The sequence below is a fragment of the Streptomyces sp. HUAS CB01 genome, assembly GCF_030406905.1.
GTDB classification, from domain to species: domain Bacteria; phylum Actinomycetota; class Actinomycetes; order Streptomycetales; family Streptomycetaceae; genus Streptomyces; species Streptomyces chengbuensis.
The window spans coordinates 4,096,794-4,120,349 of the sequence record NZ_CP129137.1 but is presented as its reverse complement, the minus strand read 5'-3'; the positions used below and the strand labels follow the sequence as shown (position 1 = coordinate 4,120,349).

Genomic DNA, 23,556 nt, shown 5'->3' with positions numbered 1-23,556 from the left:
ATGGACCAGCTGAGGCTCGTCGCCGTGTCGGCGGGGCTGAGCACCCCCTCGTCCACCCGGCTGCTCGCGGACCGGCTGGCCGAGGCGGCCCAGGAGCGGCTGGCGGAGCGGGACCGGAAGGTGGAGGTCGAGGTCGTCGAGCTGCGCGATCTGGCCACCGCCATCGCCAACAACCTGGTGACCGGCTTCCCCTCGCCCACGCTCGGCGCAGCGATCGACGCGGTCACGAAGGCGGACGGCCTGATCGCCGTGTCCCCGGTCTTCACGGCCTCGTACAGCGGACTGTTCAAGTCGTTCTTCGACCTGGTGGACCCGCAGGCGCTCACCGGGAAGCCGGTCCTCGTCGCGGCGACCGGCGGCACCGCCCGGCACTCGCTCGTCCTCGACCACGCACTGCGGCCGCTCTTCGCCTATCTGCGGGCGCTGGTCGTGCCGACCGCCGTGTACGCGGCGTCGGAGGACTGGGGTTCCGGGGGCGACGAGTACACCGAGGGGCTGCCCGCACGGATCCGCCGGGCCGGCGGGGAACTGGCCGAGCTGATGGCGAGCCGGCCCGCCCGCGACGAGGGGACGGACGAGCTGACGGAGTTCGACCGGCAGCTCGCGGACCTCCGCTTCGACTGAGCGGGCCGGTCCGGTGGACTGACCGATCCCGCGAAGCGATCCCGTGGGCCGCTGCACTGGGCTGATCCCGCGGGCCGATCCCTTCGGCCGGTCGGTCGGCGGGCCGGTTCCCGGTCGGGGACGGCACCGGGCCGTGGGCAGACGACCGGGCCGGTCGGCGGAGGCGGGGGCCCCACCCGGCAGACGGCGGGGCCCGGGGCCGACGGGGGCGATCGTCGGCCAGGCTCGGCCGTCCCGTCCCGGCAAGTCCTCCCGTCCGGGCTCTCCCGGCCCGGTCCGGTCAGCACCGGCTTTCGCGTCCGGTCCGGCGAAGCCCCGGGTGACGGGGGCGCACAGGGGCAGCAGCGCACGGCTTGCGACAAGCCGTGTGCGGCATCGCATACCGCTTGTCAGTGCCGCCTCCTATCGTTTCCGCCATGACTCCCGCACTCATCGGGCGCGAGCACCCCGTGAGCGTTCTGCGCGCCGAGGTCGGCCGGGCTACGGACAGCCACGGGGGCCTTGTGCTGGTCACGGGTGAGGCGGGCATCGGCAAGACCACCCTCGTCACCCAGGCCGCGCAGGAGGCCCGGCGGCGCGGCGCGCTGGTGCTCGGCGGATCGTGCTGGGATTCCGACAGCGCACCCGGGTACTGGCCCTGGGTCCAGGTGGTCCGGGCGCTGCGGCGGGCCGTCGGCGAGGAGGAGTGGGGGCGGGCCGAGGAGGCCGCGGGCGGGCGTCTGGCGGTGCTCCTCGGGGAGACGGGCGGGACGCGCGGCGGCGCGGGCGACGCCGGGGCAGCGGGCGACGGGCCCGAGGAGCGGCTCGCGCCCGACGGGGACAAGGAGCCGTTCGCGGTGTACGACGCGGTGACGACCGCGCTGGTCACGGTCTCGCAGAGCCGCCCCGTCGTGGTCGTGCTCGACGATCTGCACTGGTCGGACCCCGCGTCGCTGAAGCTGCTCGAGTTCGCTGCGCAGCACGCCTGGTTCGAGCGGCTGCTGCTTCTCGGCACGTACCGGGACGTCGAGGTGGAGACGCCCGGCCACCCGCTCCGGCAGCTGATCCTGCCGCTCGCCTCACGGGCGACGACGCTGACGCTCACCGGCCTGGAGCGCGACGAGGTGGGGGCGTTGATGGCCGTCACCGCGGGTCGCGAACCGGACCCCGCGCTCGTCGCGGAGGTGCACCGCCGCACCGGCGGCAATCCGTTCTTCGTCGAGCAGACCGCCCGGCTCTGGCACAGCGGCAGTCCGGTCACCGCCGTCGCGCCCGGCGTGCGGGAGGCGGTGCGGCGGCGACTCGGTCTGCTGCCGGGCCCCGTCGGCGCGCTGCTGACCACGGCCGCGGTGCTGGGGCGCGAGTTCCACCGTCAGGTGCTGGCCCTGGTGGCCGGGGCACCGGTCCCGCATGTGGACCGGCTGCTGGACCGGGCGGTGTCGGCCCGGTTGGTCACGGCACGGGAGTCGGGACGGTTCGCGTTCGCCCACGACCTGGTGCGGGAGACGCTGTACGACGCGCTGGACGAGTCGGACGCGCGCGCTCGCCACGGAGCCGTGGTGCGCGCGCTGGACGGCTCGGCCGGGCTGCCCGACCAGGTGCGGATCCTGCCCGGAGACCTCGCGGGGCACGCATATCTGGCGGGCGACGAACTGCCGCCCGAGCGCAGTGTCGAGCTGCTGGTGGAGGCGGCCCGCGACGCCGGGGGGCGGCTGGCATCGGAGGAGGCAGTGGGCCACTACCGCCGGGCCCTGGAGATCGCCGAGTCGGCGGCGGAACGCGCGGTGTCCGCGCACGGTGCCGAACAACCGGGCACCGACCCGCACGGTGCCGAGCCATCGCGTACGGACCCGCACGGGGCCGAACCGGCGGAGGCGGACGACGGGGCACGCTCCGCCCGCGCCGACCGGACGGATGCGCACGATTCCGACGCGGCGCGGGCGCTGAGGCGGCGGGCCGCGCTGGTGGCGCTGGACCTCGGCGGGGAGCTTCACCACCACGGCGCCGCCGCGGAGTCCTGGATGGTGTTCGACAGGGCGGCGGCGCTCGCCGCCACGCTGGACGACGGCGAGCTGCTCGCCCGGGTCGCCATCACCCTGTACTCGCACAGCGCCCTGGCGGACAGCCCCACCCGCAGCCGGAGCACGGCGCTGCTGCGCGATGCGTACCGCGCGCTGACGGGCGGCGGCACCGACCCCGGCCGACCGGATCCCGACAGGCTCCCTCCGGAGCTGATCGCCCAGGAGCTCGCGGGGCTGTCCACGACGCTCGCCCGCCGCGGCGAGGACGACGACGCCCTCGCCTTCTCGCTCTGGGCCCGGCACGACTCCATCTGGGGGCTCGGCACGTCCGAGGAACGGCTCGCCCTCACGGACGAGATGGCCGCGGTGGCACGCCGCACGAGGAACCGGGACATGGAGTTCCATGCCACCTCGATGCGCTGGGTCACACTGCTGGAACTCGACGACCCCCGCTATCTGGACCAGCTCCGGATCGCGCGGGCCGTAGCCGAGCGGATGGGGGTGCGCCGCACGGACCTCGGCGTCTCCGTGGACCAGTGCCTCGTCGCCGCGCTCAACGGCCGCTTCGACGAAGCCGAGGGGCACCTCGCACAGGTGACCGACCTGGGTCACGAGCATTCCCCCTTCGCCTTCATGGCGCTGCACATCGTGTGGGGACTACGGCTGCTCCGGGGCAGGTTCGCGCAGGCGGAGGAGATCCTGGGGCAGCTGGGCTCGGCCGGGCACCCGTATCCGGGGCTGCTGGAGGGCATCACGGCCGCGGAGCTCGGCGACCGGGCCCGCACGCTCCGGGTGGTGGCCGAACTGGAGGCACTGCCCGAGCCCTTCCCGCGCATCTTCGAGCCGCTGTGGATCCGTCTGCGGGCACAGGCGGCTGCCCTGTCCGGCGACGAGGCGCTGATCTCGTCGGCGCGGAACGCCCTGGAGCCGTACCGGGGCCAGTGGGTCGTGTCCCTGTACGGCTGTGACATCAGCGGTCCCGTCGATCTGTGGCTCGGCCTGCTCGATGCCGCGGCGGGCCGCTGGGACGAGGCCGTGGGGGAGCTCGACTCGGCGGCAGCGTCGGCGGACCGGCTCAGCGCCCGCCCCTGGGCGCTGCGTGCACGATCGGCCCTGGCCGGGGCGCTGATCCGCCGCGGCACGGAGTCCGACCGGGCCAGAGCGGGGGAACTCGATGCCCGTGTGGCCGAGGAGGCGAGGGCCCTGGGCGTGGAGGCGGCCGGCGCGGCCCCGGTGGCATGGCCGTCGACGGGGCGGGCGGAGCCGGGGAAGGCGGACGACGGGGAAGCCGGTGCCCCGTCGGGCGAACGGTCCACGGCGCGGGCACAGTCCGCGCCGGCCGGCCCGCGGCCCCGCCCCGACGCGCCACAGAGCCCGCGCCCCCACGGGGCGGGTGCGCCCGCGCGGGCGACCCAGGCGCCACCGGCGTCGCGGTCCGCCCACCACCCCGGGTCGGTCGAGTCGGCCCAGTCGGCCCGGGCCCAGGCGGATCAGTCGGCCCAGGCGGATCAGGCGTCGTTCTCCCAGGCCGGCCCCTCAGCCCCGGAGCCGAGTCCCGAACCGCCCGGGCGGTCCGCGCAGGCCGTGTTTCGGCGCGAGGGCGCCGTATGGCTGCTGGCCTGGGAGGGCCGTACCGTCCATGTCCCCGATGCCAAGGGCCTGCGTGACCTCGCGGCTCTGCTCGCCGCCCCGGGCACCGATGTCCCGGCCGTTCGGCTCCTCGCCGCGGGATCGGGCGAAACCGCCGTCGCCGCACGGAGCTTCGGCGGCGATCCGGTACTGGACGAGGAGGCCAAGGCCCGGTACCGCAGACGCCTGGAGCAGCTCGACGACGCGATAGACCATGCGACGGCCTCGGGGGACGACGACCGCGCCGCCGCGTACGACCGCGAACGTGCGGCGCTCCTCGACGAACTCCGCAGCGCGGCCGGGCTGGGCGGCCGCACCCGCCGTCTCGGCGACGAGGCCGAGCGTGCCCGCAAGGCGGTCACGGCCCGCATCCGTGACACGCTCCGTAAACTCGGCACGCTGCACCCCGAGTTGGCCGCTCATCTTCGCGCGTCCGTCTCCACGGGCTCCGCGTGCGCGTACCGGCCCGAGCGGCCGGTGCGGTGGCGGCTCTGAGGCGCGGCGCCCTCCGGCGCACGGAACCCTCTGGCACGGCACCTTTTGAGGAACGGCAGCGTCCGCTCGCCCGTCGACGGTGTGGACCCCGGCCGGTCCGCTCCGGCACGTACCGGCGCGGGTACGGCCCGGGCCCGCAACCCCACCGACCGGGACCGGGACCGGGCGGCGGGGTCGGACGACCCGGCCCCGTGACCGCCGGAGCCGGGCCGAGTCGGGCCGAACCTGAACTGAACTGAGCCGATCTGAGCCGATCTGAGCTGAACTCTGAACTGCGCTCTCTCAGCTCACAGTTCCACCACGTCGGCCACCACGCAGCCCACGTTGTCCGGTCCGCCCGCCTCATTGGCGAGGGCGATCAGTTCCCGAACCGCCTGCTCGGGATCGGCGACACCGGCCGCCACACGACGCAGCTCCGTTTCCGGGACCACGGTGAACAGCCCGTCGGAGCACAGCAGATAGCGGTCCCCGGCCTGCGCGTCATGGAGACGCAGATCGGGTTCGGCAGGTGTGTCCGCTCCGTCGAGTGCCTTGAGCAGCATCGCGCGCTGGGGGTGGGAGCCGGCCTCGTCCTCGGTGAGGCTCCCGTCGTCGATCATCGCCTGGACGACCGTGTGGTCATGGGTGATGCGGAACATCCGCCCATCGCGCAGCAGATAGGCGCGGGTGTCGCCGATGTGGACGAGACCGAGCCGGGAACCGGTCCAGAGCAGTGCCGTGAGGGTGGTGCCGGAGGCCGGGAGGTCGCGGACCGCACGGTGGGCCAGCCGCACCGCGTCGGCCAGCAGGTTGAGCAGTTCACCGGATTCGGCGGACACGCTCTCCAGCGGACGCAGGGCGTCGATCGCCGCGCCGCCCGCCCGGGCCCCACCGCCGCCGTAGCCGTCGGCCACGGCGAGCAGACGCGGGCCCGCGTACACGGAGTCCTGGTTGGTGTCGCGGACGAGGCCGCGGTCGGAGAGGGCGGCGTAACGCATCCCCAGAGGTGCGCCGAGTCGTCGCATCGGACGGTCCTTTCCCGCTGCCGCGTCGGACAGCCGGTCGACGAGGAAGACCGCGAGGTCGCGCCGCGCCGCCGTCTCGGCCTCCACCCGCGCCCAGTAGGCGCGGATGTCCCGGGCCGCCGCGTCCGGGTCCGTCGCGTGGAGTGCGCAGACGGAGCGGATACGGGCGAGCGGCATGCCGATGCGCCGCAACCAGGCCACCAGCCGGGCGTGCTCCAGCTGCGCCGGGTCGTAGTAGCGGTAGCCGGTGAAGGGGTCGACCCGGACCGGGCGCAGCAGGCCCTGCTCGTCGTAGCGGCGCAGCGTCTTCGCCGAGAGCCGCGCCGCCCGTGCGAACGCCCCTATGGTCAGCAGCCCCATACCGGCTTCCCCGCTTCCTCCTCGTACCGGGCGCCTCGCCCGGTACGGCCGATGCTGGGGCTTCCCCCGCCGGGAAGGTCAACAGCCGGCCGTCACCGGAGGAAGAAGGACGAGAGGGCGACGGCCGGTGGTTCCACCCCCGTGGGAACCACCGGCCGTCACCCCCCGCGCCTCCCTCGGAACCGCGAGACCGCGAGAGCACGGCTCGTGCTCGGGGGGTCAATCGGCACGTCAACGCGTCACCGGCCACCGGTACGGGCCCGGCGGCCGCCCGGTGCGGCCCCACGTGCCTTCGGACGCCCGGCGGCCGTCGCCTCAGCGGCGGTTGTACAGGCGCATGGTGATGGCGCCGAAGCCGAGCACGAACAGCCCCGCCCAGCCCAGGGTCCAGGCGATGTCGGCCGTCGGCCAGTTGCCGGCCATCAGCTCCCGTACGGCCGTGGCCAGATGGGTGACCGGGCTGTTGTTGACGAACGCCTGCAGCCAGCCCGGCATCGTCTTCGGCTCGACGAAGACATTGCTCAGGAAGGTCAGCGGGAAGATCACCATCATGCTGACGCCCATCACGGACTTCTCCGTGCGCAGCAGCAGCCCGAACATGGTCCAGATCCAGGAGAAGGAGAAGGAGAAGACCAGCAGCAGCGCCACGCCCATCAGGAGGCCCATCGGCCCGCCCTCGGGCCGGTAGCCGATGATCATGCCCACCGCCAGCATCACGGCGGAGGCGATGACGTACCGGACGACATCGCCGAGGAGATAGCCCACCATCGGCGCGGGCCGCCAGATCGGCAGGGTGCGGAAGCGGTCGAAGACGCCCTTGTCGATGTCGGTGTTGATGGCGACGCCGGTGTACATCGTGATCATCACGACGCTCATCACCAGGATGCCGGGCAGCAGGAACTGGATGTACGCGTCGACCGAACCGGCCAGCGCCCCTCCGAAGAGGTACGTGTACATCAGGACCATCATGATCGGGAACGCCGTGACGTCGAAGAGCTGCTCCGGCACATGCTTGATCTTGAGCATGGCGCGCCAGCCGAAGGTCATGGACGCGGAGAGGGCGCTCGGCCGCGGTGGGCGCTCCCTGGCGACGAGCAGGGCCGCCAGGGACTCCGCCTTCGGAGCGGTGAACGTCAGGTCCTCGGCTTCCTGGGTGGCTGCGGTGCTCATGCGACGGTTTCCTTCTCGGTCTCGGGCTTGCGGTCGGTGAGGGCGAGGAAGACCTCGTCCAGGCTGGGCTGGCCCAGCGCGAAGTTGTCGACGGTGATGCCCTCGCGGGCCAGCTCGGCCAGCGCCCGGGCGGCCTGTTCCGCCGCTCCGAGCTCCGTGCCGTGGCCGTTGACCCGGGCCGTCAGGGCGACCGGGTCCGTGTCGAGCTGGACCGCGGCGTTCAGCGCGACGGTGAGGACGCGCTCGGCGTCCGGGCGCCGGGCGGCGTCGCGCAGCCGTACGTGGACGGCCCCGGAGCCGACGGACGACTTCAGCTCGCCCTTGGTGCCCTCGGCGATCACGCGGCCGTGGTCGATGACGGCGATCCGGGAGGCCAGCTGGTCGGCCTCGTCGAGGTACTGCGTGGTGAGCAGGACCGTCGTGCCCTGGGCGACGACGGCCCGCACGATGTCCCAGACCTGGTTGCGGCTGCGCGGGTCGAGACCGGTGGTCGGCTCGTCCAGGAACAGCAGGTCCGGTGTGTTGAGGATCGACGCGGCGATGTCGATCCGGCGCCGCATGCCGCCCGAGTAGTTCTTGACCTGGCGGTCGGCGGCGTCCGTCAGCCCGAACGCCTCGAGCAGCTGTTCGGCCCGCACGCGCGAGGCCTGCTTCCCGTGGCCGAGGAGCCTGCCGAGCAGGAGCAGGTTCTCCGCGCCGGTCAGGTCCTCGTCCACCGAGGCGTACTGCCCGGTGAGGCTGACCCTGCTGCGCACCGTGTCGGCGTCCTTCAGCACGTCGCTGCCGAAGACCAGCGCCTCGCCGCCGTCCGGCCTGAGGAGGGTGGCCAGCATCTTCACCGTGGTCGTCTTGCCGGCGCCGTTCGGCCCCAGGAGGCCGTAGACCGTGCCGGCGGGCACCCGGAGATCGACACCGTCGACGGCCCGGTTGTCACCGAACACCTTCACCAGGCCGTTCGTCTCGATGGCCAGATCTGTACTCATCGTCGAGTTCCTTCGGTTCCTTCGCTGTGGCGGTCGCGGTCGCGGTCCGCGGATGGTGGGGAGTGCGGGCGGGAGGGCCGGGCCGGTCGGCGGGCTCCGGGACGTTCGGGTCGGTGGGGCGTTCGGGGTCCGGTGGGGTCAGGAGATGTACGGGCGGGCGGCACGGGCGTCGCGGAGTGCGAGGCCCCACCAGGCGAGCTGGTCGAGCATCGGCCCCACGGACCTGTCCTGGTCCGGCTCGAACAGGTCCTCCAGGAGGTTCAGACCGACGCCGTTGCGCAAACTCACCGCATGCAGCTCGGTGAAAACGGAACGCAGCTGCTCGACCGCGTACAGTCCGCGTGAGCCGTGGCCGTAGCTCACGAAGGCGACCGGCTTGGCCCGCCACTCGTCGTACGCGTAGTCGATGGCCTGCTTCAGCGAGGCCGGGAACGAGCGGTTGTACTCCGGGGTGACGACGACGAACGCGTCGGCGCGGGCCACCTCGTCGGTGAACCCCAGGATCCCGGTGGTGGCCCGGCCCGGATAGTGCGCCGGGAAGTCGTAGTCGATCAGGTCGACGACGGAGAGCTCCAGATCGTCACGCGGTGCGGCCCGCTCGGCGAACCACCGTCCCACGGCCTCACCGACGCGCCCCTCGCGCGTGCTGCCGATGATGAGGGCGACGCGCAGCGGCGCCTCCCCCTCCTCGCCGCGAGGCTCCCGGACGTCCCGTTCCTCCTCCCGGTCCCGTTTCAGGTGCTGCTCGTGCACGAGGCGCCTCCTCCCGTTTTCCCCCGGGACCCGGCCGTGCCCCGGTCCCACCCCGTGGGCGCGAGACCGCGAGGCGCGGCCGCCAGATCGGATCTGGCGGCCGCGCCTCGCGAGGGTCCCGTGGGGAGGAGAGGTCAGTCCTCGTGCACGTAGAAGGTGTAGAACATCACGCAGAACGTCGCCGCCGCGATGATCACGGACAGGACGACCGACGTGAGGATGCTGTCGCCGGACAGGCTGTTGAGGTAGCCGACCGAGCAGCCGACGAGCGCCGCGTACGCCACCGCGCGCAGCTCCCGCGGGAGGCTGTGCTGGTAGCGGCCGAGCGCGTAGCAGAGCCCCGCGATCACCAGGCAGGAGATGAGCCCGATCGCGAACTGCGCGCCTGCGGACTCACCGGACATGCGGGCGATGAAGGACGTGTAGAGGCCGTAGATCACGCCGATCACGGCCGGCAACGCGATGCCGAGGGTGGTGCCGTGGTGCCGCTCGGGCACCGCCGCGTGGACCATGGCAGAACTCCTTCCGCTCCCCCTGACTCCCCTTCCCACCAGCGCACACCCGGGCGGCGGGTGCGGCAAGTGGATCAGGCGCGGGGGCTCCCGCGATCCGCGCGGTCCGGCGCCGTGCGTCGCCGGAAGGCCCGCCGCATCCGCGCCCAGGGGCGCGTCCTCCGGGTCCGGCACCGCCCGCGGGCGTTACCTCGAACGGCCCATCTGGAATGTCCGCGGCAGACCGCCCGGCCCATGCTGGCGCCATGAGCCAACACACTGCACGGAGCACGCCCGGAGCGGGACCGGAGTCCGGCTGGGCCGCGGGGGGCACCCTCTTCGCCGGCGTCCTGATGATGGTCACCGGTGTCATCAGCCTCTTCGAGGGGATCGCCGGAATCGTCGAGGACGAGGTCTACGCCCGGGTCGGCAACTACGTCTTCTCCTGGGACCTCACCGCCTGGGGCTGGGTCCATCTCGTCCTCGGGATCCTGGTGGCGGTCACCGGCTGGGGGATCCTCAAGAACATGGAATGGTCGCGGTACCTGGGCGTCGCCCTGGCATCGCTGAACATCATCGTCCAGTTCCTGTTCCTGCCCTACCAGCCGGTGTGGGCGATCTTCTCCATGGCCATCTCGGTGTTCATCATCTGGGCGCTGGTGACGACGGAGTCGCGCAACACGGTGTGACGACGGAGTCGCGCACGGTCCGATCGGGCACGGACGCCGGCGACCCGGCCGACCGCACCCGCGGTCACGCCGGGCGGCGCCTCAGCCGCCGTTCGCCATCAGCTCGAACTCGAACGGGTCGTGCGACGAGAAGATGCGCACGAGACGTGGATGGGCCCGGCGCAGCCGCGTCAGCCGCTCCAGCTGTCCCAGCCGCGTCTCGTGGTCGTCCGCGACGAGCCGCTGGTGGAGCGCGAGCGCCCGGGGGCAACGCGGGCGGCGCAGATCGATCTCGCCGTGGAAGAAGTAGGCGTCCCCGGCGTGCAGCAGCCAGCGGTCCGGCTCCTGGACGGCGACGGCGCTGTGACCGCGGGTGTGGCCGGGCAGCGGCACCAGCAGGATGTCGGGGGCGCGCAGCACCCGCGAGGCGGGGAAGCCCATCCAGTCCGAGTCGGCGTGGTCGTGGACGACCCAGTCGACGCCGTGCGCCCACTGGGCGGGCAGGTAGCGGTTCGCCTCGAGTCGGGTGTCGCGCCGCATCGCCGCGCGGTACTCGTCGGCCATGACGTGGACGCGGGCGTGCGGGAAGTCGGCGAGCCCGCCCGCGTGGTCGAGGTCGAGGTGGGTGATAACGATGTCCCGCACGTCGTACGGGTCGTAGCCCAGTGCGCGGACCTGGTGGACGGCCGTGCGCGACAGGTCGAGCACCGGCCGCATCGTGTGGCGGAAGAGTGCGCCGAGCCGCCTCGGATCGGAGACCTCGGCGGCGCCCAGACCGGTGTCGACGAGGACGAGCCCACTCCCGGTCGCGATCAGCAGGCAGTGCGCCACGAGCGGTGTACCGCCCAGGGGGCGCATCGGCGCGCAGTCGAGGTGGTGGATGGTGATGGCCGAGCGCCGCTGACGGGGCGGGGTGGTACGCACAGACATCTGTGCCTCCTGCTCACAGGGGGATACCCGGCGCGAGACGGCCGGGCTGGGAGAGGATGGTGGCTGTGCTGTTGTGCTCGGCGGACCGTTCGCTCGTGGCTCCGGTCCCGGAAGGCGCTCATACGGACGACCGCGTCGTGCGCGGTCGGTCCGTCTTGCATCTCGCCCTGCCTCCACAGCAGTTGCGCCACTTACACCGTAAGTACGAGACAGGAGCGAAGCACTTACGCTGTAAGTCGTCAAGCGTTACCGCACGTAGCCACCCGAAAGAGGAGCCGTCGTTCATGGCCCGAGGAGCACGACCTGAAGTCCCCGGACCTCGCGAGCCGTTGAGCCGGGACCGCATCGTCGGGGCGGCACTGGTGATCATCGACGAAGAGGGTGTGGAGGCGCTGTCGATGCGCCGTATCGCGGCCCGCCTCGGCGTCCAGGCCATGTCCCTCTACAACCATGTGCGGAGCAAGGACGACATTCTGGACGGGGTGACCGAGTTCATCACGACCGACATGCGGATGCCGCGCCGGGTGACCGGTGGCTGGGAGGAGGGCATCCGCGACATCGCCTACGGCTTCCGCAGGGCGTCCCTGCGCCACCCGCGGGCCTGCGAACTGGTGCTGATGCGGCAGTTGTCCACCCCCACCGCGCTCGCACCCGTCGACACGATGATCGCGATGATGCTCGACCACGGATTCGACGAGGAGATCGCGGTGCACGTGCTGCGGCTCTTCATCTCCTTCCAGGTCGGCACCCTCCTGCAGGAGGTCCGCAGCGCGCCGGGGTCCGGCCGCGAGGCCCGGGGCCCGGAGGAGCGTCTGGCGGCCCGCACCGCCTACTTCGCCGGCTCCGGCTTCCCCGCCGTCGCGAAGGTCGCGCCGATCCTGGCCGTGAACGACCACGAGGCCGAGTTCGCCTTCGGCGTCGAACTGCTCGTCTCGGCGCTGCGCGGCCTGGCCCCGGTCGCACAGGACTGACGCGGACGGCCGTGCCCGGGCCGGGCCCGGCGAGGACCCGGAGCCGCACGGCGGAACCCGCGCAGTGACGCACCCCGGGGCGCGGGCACGCCGCAACGCGGCCCGGCTCCGCCCCGGGGTCCACCGAGTGGCCGAACCCCGGACGGGGGCGCACGCTGGTGCGTATGAGATCGAGCCATGGCATACGGAACGCCGTCATGGCCGCCGCGGCCGCCGTCGCGCTCGCGGCAGGGATGACCGGCTGTTCGAACGACAGTGGCGAGACGCCGAAGTCGGTGGCGTCCAAGGCGGGTGAGGCCGTCGAGTCGGCGACCGCGGCCGCGGCCTCCGAGATGGCGAAGATCAAGGGCGGTCTGAACGCCAAGGCCGATGTGAAGGCCGGCCCGACGGAGGCCGAGAACAACCGCCTGTCCAACGAGATCACCGCGACGAACCCCACCGACAAGGCCGCCGACTACACGGTCCTCGTCAACTGGAAGGACAGCAGCGGGAATCTGCTCGACTCGACCGTCGTGTCGATCGACGCGGTCCCCCCGGGCGGCACGAAGTCGGCGACGGCGCAGACCCATCGGGACCTGTCCGGTACGCCCCCGGCCGAGATCGGGCAGGCGGTCCGGCACTGAGGGCCCGCCACGGCGGCTGAGCCACGCCGGCCCGGCCGCCGACGGCCGTCCGGGCCGGGTCGGGCCGGGTCGGGTCGGGTCGGGCCTGGTCGGGCCTGGTCGGGTCGGGTCGGGTCACGGTGCCGAACCCTTCCGGGCCGTGGGCCGTTGGCCGGTCATGGAGCCGGGAATCGCAGGGCGGCGCGCCGCCGCGTGGACCGCGGGAGCACTGCTCGCCGGGGTGTCGGTGGTCGTCGGATGCCGGGCACTCGACATCGACGGAGCGACGCCCGTGCCCCAGTTGCTCGCGTTCCTGCCGTGGCTGCTGCTGCCCGCCGGACTGGCGCTGCCGCTCGCCGCGTTCGCCCGGCGGCGGGTCCTCCTGGTCTGGGCGCTGGCCGTGCTCGCCGTCACCGGCTGGTACGTGCGGCCCTACGGACCGGAGCCCGGCCCTCCGCGCGGGCCCGTCGTCGCCCGGGTCGAAGTGCTCACCGCCAACGTGGAGTTCGGGCGGGCCACCCCCGACCTGATCGCCGCGGTCCGGCGCGAGCGGCCCGACCTCGTCTTCGTCCAGGAATGCGACCGCTCCTGCTCCGCCGCGCTCGCGACGGGTGTCCCCCGCGGCGACTACCCCTACCGCCGTGTCGTCGAGGGCGACCTCGCCGCGGGCTCCGCGATCCTCTCCGTCCATCCGCTCAGCGGCACCGACGGGATCCCGGGCGAGCCCGCCATGCCGGGCGCCGAGACGACGATCGGCGGGCGCACGGTCCGGCTGCAGCTCGCCCACCCGCTGCCGCCCGTCCCCGGCGGCCTCGCGGACTGGCGGTCGGGCCTCGCCCGGGTACGGGCCTGGGCGGCCGGCAGCAGAGGAAGCCCGGCCGTCCTCGCGGGCGACTTCAACGCCGGACAGGACCACGCCGCCTTCCGCCGTGTCCTCGACGCGGGCGGGCTGAACGACAGCGCCCGCCTCGGCGGGGCGTTCCGGACCCCGTCCTGGCCGGCCGCCGCACCACGGCCGCTGGGCACGCAGATCGGCCATGTGCTGGTGAGCGATGATTTCGGCGTACGCGGCGCACGGTTCCTCGACCTCCGGGGGACGGACCACCGCGCACTGATCGTCGGCCTCGACCTGCACAAGGGGTGACCGTGAAGGAGCGCGTACGACTGGCCCCGCCGGCGTGGCTGGTGTCCGGGCTGCGCCCGCAGCCCACACCGGTCAACTGGGCGGCGGTCGCCCGCGCCTCCGTGGCGCTGTCGGCCCCCCTGGCCGTGGGCTTCGCCGTCGGCCGGCCGGTGTACGGGGCGCTGGTGTCGATGGGCGCGCTCTCCGGAGTCATCGGTGACACCGCCGACGCCTACCGGATGCGGATCTTCAACATCGCCGTGCCGCAGCTCTTCGGCGCCGTCGGCGTCACGCTCGGCACGCTCGTGTACGACGACGCCCTCCTGGCCGTCGCCGTCCTCACGGGCGTGGCCCTCGTCTCCGGAATGATCTCGTCGATCGGTGCGGTCGCCTCGGTCTCGGGGCTGCTGCTCCTGCTCAACGCGGTGGTCGGGGCGGGGCTGCCGATGCCCAGCCCCTGGTGGACGGCACCGCTGCTGCTCGGTCTCGGCGGTCTGCTCGTGCTCGCGCTGGCCCTGCTCGGCTGGCCGCTGCGCGGGGGCGCGCCCGAGCGGTCGGCGGTCGCCCGCGCCTACCGGGCGGTCGCGGACCTGCTGGAGGCGGCGGGCGGCGGCGCGTACGACGAGCGCCGCCAGGCGGTCACGCAGGCGCTGGACGACTCGTACGACCTGATCCTCGCCCGCCGTGCCCGTGACCACGGCCGAAACCCCACGCTGGTGCGGCTGCTGGCCCAGCTCAACGCCCTGATCCCGGTCGTCGAGGCGGCCCCGGCCGCGCACCAGCGGGGCCGACCGCTGCCCGCCGCGATCCCCGCGGAGGTACGCACCCTCGCGGACACCGTCGAACGAGGCCGCACGAGCCCTCACGAGCCGGCCCTGCCACCGCCCGCCACACCCACCGAGCGTGCGGTCGACCACGCGCTGCGGCACGCGGCGACCGTCGTTCTCGGGACGGACCCCGACCCCCACAACGTGGACGACCGCCTCGGCCGGCCCGCCGCCCTGGGGATCCGCGTCCGCCGCACGGCGCGCGACGTGCTGTTCTCCGAGGCGTCCTGGCGTTACGGGCTGCGTCTCGCCCTGTGCATCGGCCTCGCCCAGTCGCTGGTCTCGATCGTGGAACTGGACCGGTCCTACTGGGTCGCCCTCACCGTCACCTTCGTGCTGAAGCCGGACTTCGGCTCGGTCTTCTCCCGCGCGGTGGGACGCGGACTGGGCACGGTGGCGGGCCTGGTGGTCGCCGCGGCCGTGCTGTCGGAGGTGCCGCGCGGCTGGTGGGACGTCCCCGTCATGATCGTCCTCGGCGCGCTCATCCCCGCGTTCTCCGCGAAGGGGTACGCCTTCCAGACGGCGGCGATCACCCCGGTGATCCTGTTGTTGTCCGACCTGCTCAACCGGCAGGGGATCGGGCTGGTCAGGGCACGTCTCGTGGACAGTCTGATCGGCTGTGCGATCGCGCTGGTCGCGGGGTACCTGCTGTGGCCGGAGAGCTGGCACAGCCGCATCGGGGACCGGCTCGCCGACTCCGTCGACCAGGCCGCCGGCTATGTGCGGCTGGCGTTCGGCGCCGGCGCCGACCAGGGCGAGCGGGTCCGGTCCAGGCGCCGGCTGTACCGGGACCTGTCGGCCGTGCGCTCGGAGTTCCAGCGGGCGCTCACCGAACCTCCGCCCACGGGCACGCGGGCGGCCGCGTGGTGGCCGCTCGTCGTCGCGGTCGAGCGGATCGCGGACGCGACCACCGCGGCCAGGGTCCGGGTGGACCACGGCGCCGCGCCGCCCGCGCCGGGCGAGGTCGACGACGTCGTACGGCACCTGCGCGAACTCGCGGAGGACATCCGCTCCCGGGACGAACAACCCACCGGGGTCCGCGCGGAGCTGGAGGGCGACGAGAGGAGCGTCCTCGAGCCGCTGCGCCGGGAGGTGACGGCGGCCCGCACGATCGCGTCCCCGTCACCCGTGTCCGGTGGCCCGGGTCCGTGAGCGCGGAGACGGACGTTCCGGCGCCGCCGCACCGGTCACGGGACGAGAGGCCACGGCCCAGGACCCGGCCGCGGTCGTCGGGACCCGGCGCCGCCGCACCGGCCACCGGTACGGGAAAGCGCCGGGGCTCAGGACCCGGCCGCCCGCACCCCGGTCACCGGGACGTGCCGCGCCCGTGGAGGCGCTCCATCTCCCGCCGGTCGCGCTTCGTCGGCCGTCCCGCGCCCCGGTCCCGCACCCCCATCGGGGCGGTGAGCTCGCGCGGCGGGGGCGGCGGGCTGTTGTCCACGTAGCACTGCACCGCGGCGGGCGCCCCGACGCGCTTGCGGATGATGCGGGACACCACCACGATCCGCTCCCGGCCCGCGTGGAAGAGGCGCACCTCGTCCCCGGCCTTCAGCGCGTGGGCGGGTTTGACTCGCTCGCCATTGACCCGGACATGACCGCCACGGCAGGCCGTCGCCGCCTGTGACCGGGTCTTGGTCAGCCGCACGGACCAGATCCAGCTGTCGACCCGCACGGTCCCTTCCGCAGCCCCTGGGGCCCCTGAGCCATCCGCCATACCACCGAGGGTACGGGGGACGACTACGATGCGCTCCGTCCCCCGTCGCGGAACCACCCCTTCAGCGCGGCCGAAGACCCTGATCCATCGCCACATGCCCTGCCACACAAGGACATTCGATGAGCAGCAACACCGGCAGAGGGCTCCAGCCCAACGTCCTCGGTACGTTCGACACCATCGTGATGGCGGTCGCCGGAAGCGCCCCCGCCTACTCGCTCGCCGCGACCACCGCGGTGCTGGTCGGCGCCGTGGGCATGGCCGGTCCCGCCGCACTGCTGTACTGCGCGATACCCATGCTCGGCATCGTCCTGGCCTTCGGCCGCCTCGGCCGGATCGACGTCAACGCCGGAGCCAGCTACTCCTGGGTGGGCCGTACGCTCCACCCGTTCCTCGGCTTCCTCTCCGGCTGGGCCCTGGTCGTCTCCGCGACGATCTTCATGGTGGCCGGCTCCCTGCCGGCCGGTGCGATGACCCTCGCGCTCTTCGACCCGGGCCTCGCCGACGACACCGCGCTCGCGGCGCTGGTCGGCGCGGGCTGGTTCCTGGTGATGCTGCTGGTGGTGCTGGGCGGCGCCCGGCTGACCGTGCGGGCGCAGCTGCTGATGACCGGCGTCGAGGTGCTGCTGCTGGTGCTGTTCCTCCTGGCCGCCCTGCTGCACAAGGGTGCGGCGGCCGCCTTCGACTGGTCCTGGCTGGGCTTCTCCCACTTCGACGGCGCCTCGGGCTTCGCGTCCGGCGCGCTCGTCGCCGCGTTCTACTACTGGGGCTGGGACGTCACGAGCAACCTCAGCGAGGAGACGCGCAACAGCCGCAGGACGGCCGGTGTCGCGAGCCTCGTCGGCGTCGGCGTGGTGCTGCTGCTCTTCGTGGCGTTCACGGTCGCCGTCAACGTCGTCCTCACGTCGGAGCAGATCCGGACCGGCAGCGGAAACGTCCTCGGCGTGCTGGGCGACGCGATCTGGCCCGGCGTCGGCGGCAAGCTGCTGATCGTCGCGGTCATGCTGTCGACGGTCGCCACCCTGGAGACGACCCTCATCCAGGTCACCCGCTCGCTGTTCGCGATGGGCCGCGACCGCACGATGCCCTCCGCGCTCGGCACGGTGCACGAGCGCTGGAACACTCCCTGGGTCGCGATCGCCGTGGTGGGCGGGGTCGCGCTGGTGATGCTCTTCGCCGCGATCGCCCTCGGCTCCGTCGGCGACGTGCTCTCCGACGCCGTGAACGCGATCTCCCTCCAGATCGCGGTGTACTACGGCCTCGCGGGCCTCGCCGCGGTCGCCGCGTACCGCGGCATGGTGCTGACGTCGGTGAAGAACTTCCTGCTCGGCGGGGCCTGGCCGCTGCTCGGCTCGGCCTTCATGTTCTGGATCTTCTTCGAGTCACTGGGCGAGCTGAGCACCGCCTCGATCGTGATCGGCCTCGGCGGACTGGCGGCCGGGGTGGTCCCGATGCTCTGGTACTGGCGGCAGGGCAGCACGTACTACCGGCCCGCGAAACTGGACGCGGCGCGGGCCATCGAGGCGGAGGCCGCGTACTCCGGCGCCTCCTCCACCCGGCACGAAGGTCCTCGCGACGCCATGGCGACGGACTTCTGACCGCAGAAAGCAGGCAGGGACATGGTTGCTGCTCGCCGCCGTTCCGAGCCGGTCTTCGACCCGGACTTCGGTGACCGCGCGCTCACGGAGGCCCGCCACGACATCGTGATCGGGCGCTGGCAGGGGGTGCGCGACCTGCTGCACGCCACCGGGCGGGACTGGCCGCGTCGTACCCACCGGCTGCGGCAGCTCTCGCACGCCGCGGCGGGTTCCTCGGCCGTGGAGGCGTGGTGGGCGGCCGAACCCGACAGCCCCGACGCGGCCGTGCTGCGCGCCGCGACCGCGGTCGTCCGGGTCTTCGACGACGCCATCGCGCGGGGCCGGGGCACGGCCGTGGACCGCGACCGGATCGACGTGGCGGTGATGGCCTGCATCGGTGCCGCCGAGGCGGCGCCCGCCGACCCCATGCCCTGGGTGTCGCTGCTGACGGTGGCCCGGCTCTACGACGGCGGTGTAGGGCGGCGCCAACTGCGCTCCTGGTGGGACGAGTTGCGTCGGCGGGACCCGGACAACATCGAGGGCCATGTGCAGTTGCTGCGCTACTGGTCGGCACGCTGGCACGGCACGCACGGCTCGATGTACGACGTCGCCCGCGACGCGGCGGGCGCGGCCCCGCCCGGCTCCCCGCTGCCGGTGCTCGTGCAGATCGCACGGGTGGAGGAGTTCCGCTACGTGGCGGAGGGCTCCCGCGGCCGGGCCCCGGTACGCGACTTCGGCCAGCACTGGAAGCACGAACTGGCGGTGACCGAGGTACGGCGCACCTGGGAGCGGTGGATCGGCGGCCGGCCTGACGGACCGGTCCTCCCGGAGGAGGTGGCCGAGCTGAACTATCTGACGCACGCCGCCTGTTACGCCGGGGAGACGGACGTGGCGCGCCGGCTGTTCACCATGCTGGGCGCGCGGGCGGCACGGGTCCCCTGGTCGTACACGGGCGACCCCGCCGAGCAGTTCGTCCGGTTCCGCACGGCGGCCGACCCTGACTGACGCCCCCGTCCCCCGTGGGCCCGGCGGGAGCGACCGGGCCCACGGGGCTCACCGGGGTCAGACGCCGATGTCGCGGCCGTCCTTGCGGTAGACGGCGACGACCGACGGGCGCACGACCCGGCCCGGCCCGTCGGGCCACGCCGAGGCGGGCTTCTCGACGGTCGCTCCGTCGATCTCGCCCGGGTGCTGGACCGCGACGAGCACCCGGCGGTCCTGGATGATCGGACCGCAGGTCTCGGCGCCCTTCGGGACCGTGAGGAACTGCTTCAGCTCACCCCGGCGCTCACCGGTCGTCGCGACGCCGAACAGGCCGTCGTGCGAGCCGAGCTGGGCGCCGTCGGTGGAGATCCACAGGTTGCCGTGCGGGTCGAAGGCCACGTTGTCCGGGCAGGAGATCGGGCTGACCGTCTCCTTGGGGTAGCCGGCGAAGTACGTGGCCGGGTCCTCCGGGTCGCCGGCGACCAGGAAGAGCCGCCAGGCGAAGCCGTCGGAGGACGGGTCGTCCCAGTGCTCGGCGAGCTCCAGGACCTGGCCGTGCTTGTTGAGGTTGCGCGGGTTGGCCTCGTCCGCGCCCGGCTTGCCGGCCTTGCCGCGGTCGGTGTTGTTCGTCAGCGCGACGTACACCCGGCCCGTGCGCGGGCTCGGCTCGACGTCCTCGGGGCGGTCCATCTTCGTGGCGCCGACCTTGTCGCCGGCGAGGCGGGTGAAGACGTACACCTCCTCGGCGGTCATGCCCGGGACGTGCGAGACGTCGCCGGTGGCCAGGGGGATCCACACGCCGCTGCCGTCGAACTCGCCGTCGTTCGGGAGCTTGCCGGTGCCGTCGATGTCCTGGGGGGAGTCGCCGGTGAGCTTCGCGACGTACAGCGTGCCCTCGTCCAGCAGCGTCAGGTTGTGCTCGCGGGCGGCCCGGCTGTCGCCCTTCTTCATCCGCTTCGACGAGACGAACTTGTAGAAGTAGTCGAAGCGCTCGTCGTCGCCCATGTACACGACCGGGCGGCCGTCCCGGGTCAGCCGGGGCTGCGCGGCCTCGTGCTTGAAGCGGCCGAGGGCCGTCCGCTTGCGGGGCGTCGAGTCCGGGTCGTACGGGTCGAGCTCGACGACCCAGCCGAAGCGGTGGGACTCGTTGGGCTCCTGGGCGGCGTCGAAACGCTTGTCGAAACGCTCCCACTTGCGCTCGGTGGCACCGGTGGTCAGGCCGTAGCGCTTGTCCGTCGCGCTCGTGCCGTTGGCGAAGTACTGGTTGAAGTTCTCCTCGCCGTGGAGCGTGGTGCCCCAGGGGGTGGTGCCGCCCGCGCAGTTGTTGAGCGTGCCGAGGACCTTGGTGCCGGTCGGGTCGGCGGAGGTCTTCAGCAGGTCGCTGCCCGCGGCCGGGCCGGTGAGGCGGAACTCGCTCGTGGCCGTGAGACGGCGGTTGAGCCAGTGGCGGGTGACGGGCGTGAGCTTGCCGCTCTTGCGCTCCTCCTGGACGACGACCACGGAGAGGCCGTGCGCGGCCCAGGCGATCTCGACCTGTTCGCGGGTCGGGGCGGCGGCGTCGTAGCCCTTGAACATGAGGACTTCGTCCGTGTACTCGTGGTTGGCCACGAGCACCTGGCGGCCGTGCTCGCGCAGCGGGAGCAGGCTCAGGAAGTCGTTGTTGTAGCCGAACTGGCCGGCCTGCGCCCTGGCCGTCTGCCGGTCCGCGTCGAACGCGGGGGCCCCGCGCAGGATGGGATCGCCCCAGCGGATCACCACGTTCTGGGTGTAACCCGCAGGAACGGTCACCTTGTCGGCGGTGTTGGGCTCGACCGGCGTGAAGCGCAGACCGCGGGCGCCGTCGGCCGTGCCGCCCCCGTGTCCGCCGTGGCGGGCGTCGCCCGCTGCGGGCACCGCGGCGGCCTGCGCGGACGGCGCGTTCTGCGCGATGACGGCACCGCCGGCGGCGGTGGCGACGGTCACGACGGCGGCGGTGCGCATGATCGAACGGCGGGACAGGGCCCCGGCGATGATGTCACCGGCGTACTCGTTGTCGCTGGTGTTCGGCACCTCGTGGAAGCAGGCGTCACCGCAGCGGTAGCGGCAGGTGAGAGCGGAGCGACCGCCCGCGTGGTTCGAGCTCAGGAGCGGCAGGATTCTGCGCACGTCTTCCCCAATCCCCTCGGCGCACCCCGCGCCGACATCGTGTCGGAATGTCTCCGGCCGCGACGGTAGGGGCACATGTGTGCAGCGCGGCAGCAGCCAGGTGAACGAGGGATGAATCCGGAGCGACCGGGGCGCTCTTGACGCGGGAGGGGCTTGCGGCTGTCCGGAAGAGGCGGCCGCTAACCTTACGTGTCCGCGTCGGCCGGAGCTGCGGCGTTGCCACAGCCGAGCCGGACAATGCCGGAAAATGCGGACATTGATCGCACCCAATTCACGCGAAAGGCCTCGCCCATGGGCATTCGGAGCTTGCTGCGAAAGGTGTTTGGACGCGAGCGTACGGAGTCGTCCTCACCGGCCTCCACGACGACCCCCACCGCCTCCGTCCCGCCCCAGGCCGAGGCCCCCACCCCGCAGGACCGTGCGGCGGATCTGGTGGCGGCGGCGTTCGACACTCCCCCGGGCACCCGCCCGACGATCCCGCCCGCCCGGACGCCGTCCACGCCGGAGCCCGCCGCGGTGGGCGAGAAGGCGACGGACCCTGCGGACACGGCGGACACGGAGGCGTCCACGGGCGGGGAACGCTCCGCGGCCGGGCAGGAGGAGCCCGCGGAGCAGGACACCTCCACGACCGCGACCGCCCGGGCCGCCGAGGACGAGGCCGCGCCCGCCGTCGAACGGGCGACGCCCGCGGCGGAGACGCCTGCGGCCGACCCGGAGCCGATGCCTGCCGCCGAGGACGCGGACGGCGCGGCACCCGGGACCGCCCCGGCCGGTTCGGCCGAGGCCACAGGCGCGGGCGCGAAGACCGAGGCCGAGAACGCGACGTCCGAAGCCGCCACGGACGAGGACGCCACCGCCGACGCGAACGCCGACGCGACGTCCGAGGCCGAGGCCACAGGCGCGGGCGCGAAGACCGAGGCCGAGGACGCGACGTCCGAAGCCGCCACGGACGAGGACGCCACCACCGCCGACGCGAACGCCGACGCGACGTCCGAGGCCGAGGGCGCGACCGCCGGCACGAAGACCGAGGCCGAGGACGCGACGTCCGAAGCCGCCACGGACGAGGACGCCACCACCGCCGACGCGAACGCGGGCGTGGAGGAGTCCGGCGCCGCGCAGGCCGAGCCGGTCGCGGCCGAGGCGACGGTCACGACTGCGGAGGCTGCCGAGGCTGCAGCGCAGACGAACACCGCCGACGACGCCGAGGCAGCCGGCCCCACGGCGGACGAAGCGGCCGGGGACGGGGCCGCCACTGCAGGCGCCGCCACCGACGCCGTGGAGTCGACGACCGCCGACACGGACGCCGCGACCGGGACGATCGAGGCCGAGCCGACCCCGGCAGCGGACCCCGGGGCGGAGACCGTCACGGGCGACGCCGCTGCCACGACGCCCGAGCCCGCCGTCGCCGAGCCCGCCGTCGCCGAGCCCGCCGTCGCCGAGCCCGCCGAGACGGCCCCCGCCGCCGACGCGGACCGGGCCCCCGACACGGAGGCCACCACGGCCGTCGAGGCCGTCGAGGCCGTCGAGGCCGTCGAGGCCGTCGAGGCCGACACCACGAAGCCCGAGCCGGTCGCCGCCTCCGCCACCGAGTCCGAGCCCACCGCGAAGCCCCAACCCGAGCCGGTCGCCGCCTCGGCCACCGAGCCCGAGCCCGAGCCGGTTGGGCCCACCGCCGAACCCGTCACGGCCGCGGCCGCCCCCATCGACACCCCGTCCGACACCCCGGCCGACACCCCTGCCGGGGGCAAGCCCGCCCTCTCCCTCGCCCGCGTCAAGGCGCGGGCCGCAGGGCTCGTCGGGGCGTACAAGGCGGCCGGCGCGGTGCTCAAGAGCGCGGGAGCTGCCGGAGCGCGCGCGAAGGTGTACCTCGTGCTGGACCGGTCCGGGTCGATGCGGCCGTACTACAAGGACGGCAGCGCACAGCAGCTCGGCGAGCAGACCCTGGCGCTCTCCGCCCACCTCGACGAGGACGCGTCCGTCCACGTCGTGTTCTTCTCGACGGACATCGACGGCACCGGCGGGCTGACGCTCGCCGAGCACGAGGGCCGCGTCGACGAGCTGCACGCGGGCCTCGGCCACATGGGACGGACCAGCTATCACCGGGCCGTCGAGGAGGTCGTCGCGCACTTCGAGAAGTCGGGCGCCGACGGCCCCGCGCTCGTCGTCTTCCAGACCGACGGCGCACCCGACGCCAAGCAGCCCGCCAAGCAGGCGCTGGCGGACGCCGCCGGCAAGCCGCTGTTCTGGCAGTTCGTCGCGTTCGGCGAGTACGAGGCCAAGGGCTTCGACTTCCTGCGCAAGCTCGATGCCGACGCCTCCGTGGAGAACGCGGCGTTCTTCCACGCCGGCCCGGACCCCCGCGAGCTCACCGACGAGGAGCTCTACGAGGGCCTGCTCGGTGCCTTCCCGAAGTGGCTGGACCGCCGCGGCGACTGACCGTCGCGATCCCGACCGGTGCGGCCGCGACGGCCGCACCGGTCACGGACGGGGGAACCCCCACGCGGGGCGG

General features: G+C 73.5%; 18 protein-coding genes. 10 read left to right on the top strand and 8 right to left on the bottom strand.

From position 1 onward, the window contains the following. Nucleotides 1–624 carry an FMN reductase gene (locus QRN89_RS18240; protein ID WP_290350486.1) on the top strand — a complete coding sequence of 208 codons (624 nt, stop codon included), beginning with the start codon at nucleotides 1–3 and terminating at the stop codon, nucleotides 622–624. Nucleotides 625–1,040: 416 nt separating this feature from the next. Beyond that, nucleotides 1,041–4,748 (top strand): AAA family ATPase, encoded by a 3,708-nt coding sequence (locus tag QRN89_RS18235; RefSeq protein ID WP_290350485.1) that lies wholly within the window; start codon nucleotides 1,041–1,043, stop codon nucleotides 4,746–4,748. Between the two features lie 287 nt (nucleotides 4,749–5,035). On the opposite strand, the gene QRN89_RS18230 is transcribed toward QRN89_RS18235, so the two are convergent. From QRN89_RS18230 to QRN89_RS18210, 5 genes are all read right to left on the bottom strand, one after another. Then, nucleotides 5,036–6,112: a MerR family transcriptional regulator gene (locus QRN89_RS18230; RefSeq protein WP_290350484.1), complete on the bottom strand. Its 1,077-nt coding sequence runs from the start codon at nucleotides 6,110–6,112 to the stop codon at nucleotides 5,036–5,038. A 315-nt stretch (nucleotides 6,113–6,427) separates the two neighbouring features. Beyond that, complete coding sequence (locus tag QRN89_RS18225; protein ID WP_290350483.1) at nucleotides 6,428–7,282, bottom strand: ABC transporter permease; 855 nt, start codon at nucleotides 7,280–7,282, stop codon at nucleotides 6,428–6,430. After that, complete coding sequence (locus QRN89_RS18220; protein WP_290350482.1) at nucleotides 7,279–8,265, bottom strand: ATP-binding cassette domain-containing protein; 987 nt, start codon at nucleotides 8,263–8,265, stop codon at nucleotides 7,279–7,281. Before QRN89_RS18220 ends, QRN89_RS18225 begins: the two co-directional genes overlap by 4 nt. A gap of 138 nt (nucleotides 8,266–8,403) precedes the next feature. After that, nucleotides 8,404–9,003: an NADPH-dependent FMN reductase gene (locus tag QRN89_RS18215; RefSeq protein ID WP_390701290.1), complete on the bottom strand. Its 600-nt coding sequence runs from the start codon at nucleotides 9,001–9,003 to the stop codon at nucleotides 8,404–8,406. A gap of 149 nt (nucleotides 9,004–9,152) precedes the next feature. Continuing rightward, entirely contained in the window at nucleotides 9,153–9,530 is a 378-nt protein-coding gene (locus QRN89_RS18210) for a hypothetical protein (RefSeq protein ID WP_290350481.1), read from the bottom strand. 245 nt (nucleotides 9,531–9,775) lie between these two features. On the opposite strand from QRN89_RS18210, the gene QRN89_RS18205 reads away from it, so the two are divergent. Next, nucleotides 9,776–10,198: a DUF7144 family membrane protein gene (locus tag QRN89_RS18205; protein ID WP_290350480.1), complete on the top strand. Its 423-nt coding sequence runs from the start codon at nucleotides 9,776–9,778 to the stop codon at nucleotides 10,196–10,198. Nucleotides 10,199–10,279: 81 nt separating this feature from the next. On the opposite strand, the gene QRN89_RS18200 is transcribed toward QRN89_RS18205, so the two are convergent. Beyond that, entirely contained in the window at nucleotides 10,280–11,107 is an 828-nt protein-coding gene (locus tag QRN89_RS18200) for an MBL fold metallo-hydrolase (protein WP_290350479.1), read from the bottom strand. A 284-nt stretch (nucleotides 11,108–11,391) separates the two neighbouring features. Here QRN89_RS18200 and QRN89_RS18195 point away from each other — a divergent pair, with 284 nt between their 5' ends. From QRN89_RS18195 to QRN89_RS18180, 4 genes are all read left to right on the top strand, one after another. Beyond that, on the top strand, nucleotides 11,392–12,078 hold the full coding sequence (locus tag QRN89_RS18195) for a TetR/AcrR family transcriptional regulator C-terminal domain-containing protein (RefSeq protein ID WP_290350478.1): 687 nt from the start codon (nucleotides 11,392–11,394) through the stop codon (nucleotides 12,076–12,078). Nucleotides 12,079–12,242: 164 nt separating this feature from the next. Then, nucleotides 12,243–12,701: a hypothetical protein gene (locus QRN89_RS18190; protein ID WP_290350477.1), complete on the top strand. Its 459-nt coding sequence runs from the start codon at nucleotides 12,243–12,245 to the stop codon at nucleotides 12,699–12,701. Nucleotides 12,702–12,858: 157 nt separating this feature from the next. After that, complete coding sequence (locus tag QRN89_RS18185) at nucleotides 12,859–13,824, top strand: endonuclease/exonuclease/phosphatase family protein (protein ID WP_435833305.1); 966 nt, start codon at nucleotides 12,859–12,861, stop codon at nucleotides 13,822–13,824. 41 nt (nucleotides 13,825–13,865) lie between these two features. Then, nucleotides 13,866–15,782 carry an FUSC family protein gene (locus tag QRN89_RS18180; protein ID WP_290353758.1) on the top strand — a complete coding sequence of 639 codons (1,917 nt, stop codon included), beginning with the start codon at nucleotides 13,866–13,868 and terminating at the stop codon, nucleotides 15,780–15,782. A gap of 154 nt (nucleotides 15,783–15,936) precedes the next feature. On the opposite strand, the gene QRN89_RS18175 is transcribed toward QRN89_RS18180, so the two are convergent. Continuing rightward, on the bottom strand, nucleotides 15,937–16,344 hold the full coding sequence (locus QRN89_RS18175) for an RNA-binding S4 domain-containing protein (RefSeq protein WP_384858697.1): 408 nt from the start codon (nucleotides 16,342–16,344) through the stop codon (nucleotides 15,937–15,939). A 119-nt stretch (nucleotides 16,345–16,463) separates the two neighbouring features. Between QRN89_RS18175 and QRN89_RS18170 the strand changes: the two genes are divergently transcribed. Next, entirely contained in the window at nucleotides 16,464–17,939 is a 1,476-nt protein-coding gene (locus tag QRN89_RS18170; RefSeq protein ID WP_290350475.1) for an APC family permease, read from the top strand. A gap of 21 nt (nucleotides 17,940–17,960) precedes the next feature. Further along, nucleotides 17,961–18,923 (top strand): hypothetical protein, encoded by a 963-nt coding sequence (locus tag QRN89_RS18165; RefSeq protein ID WP_290350474.1) that lies wholly within the window; start codon nucleotides 17,961–17,963, stop codon nucleotides 18,921–18,923. A gap of 57 nt (nucleotides 18,924–18,980) precedes the next feature. On the opposite strand, the gene QRN89_RS18160 is transcribed toward QRN89_RS18165, so the two are convergent. Further along, the gene (locus tag QRN89_RS18160; RefSeq protein ID WP_290350473.1) at nucleotides 18,981–21,047 is read right to left on the bottom strand and encodes a PhoX family protein; all 2,067 of its coding nucleotides are present in this window, start codon (nucleotides 21,045–21,047) and stop codon (nucleotides 18,981–18,983) included. Between the two features lie 291 nt (nucleotides 21,048–21,338). Here QRN89_RS18160 and QRN89_RS18155 point away from each other — a divergent pair, with 291 nt between their 5' ends. Beyond that, complete coding sequence (locus QRN89_RS18155; protein WP_356948641.1) at nucleotides 21,339–23,483, top strand: VWA domain-containing protein; 2,145 nt, start codon at nucleotides 21,339–21,341, stop codon at nucleotides 23,481–23,483. The last annotated feature ends 73 nt before the right edge of the window (nucleotides 23,484–23,556 follow it).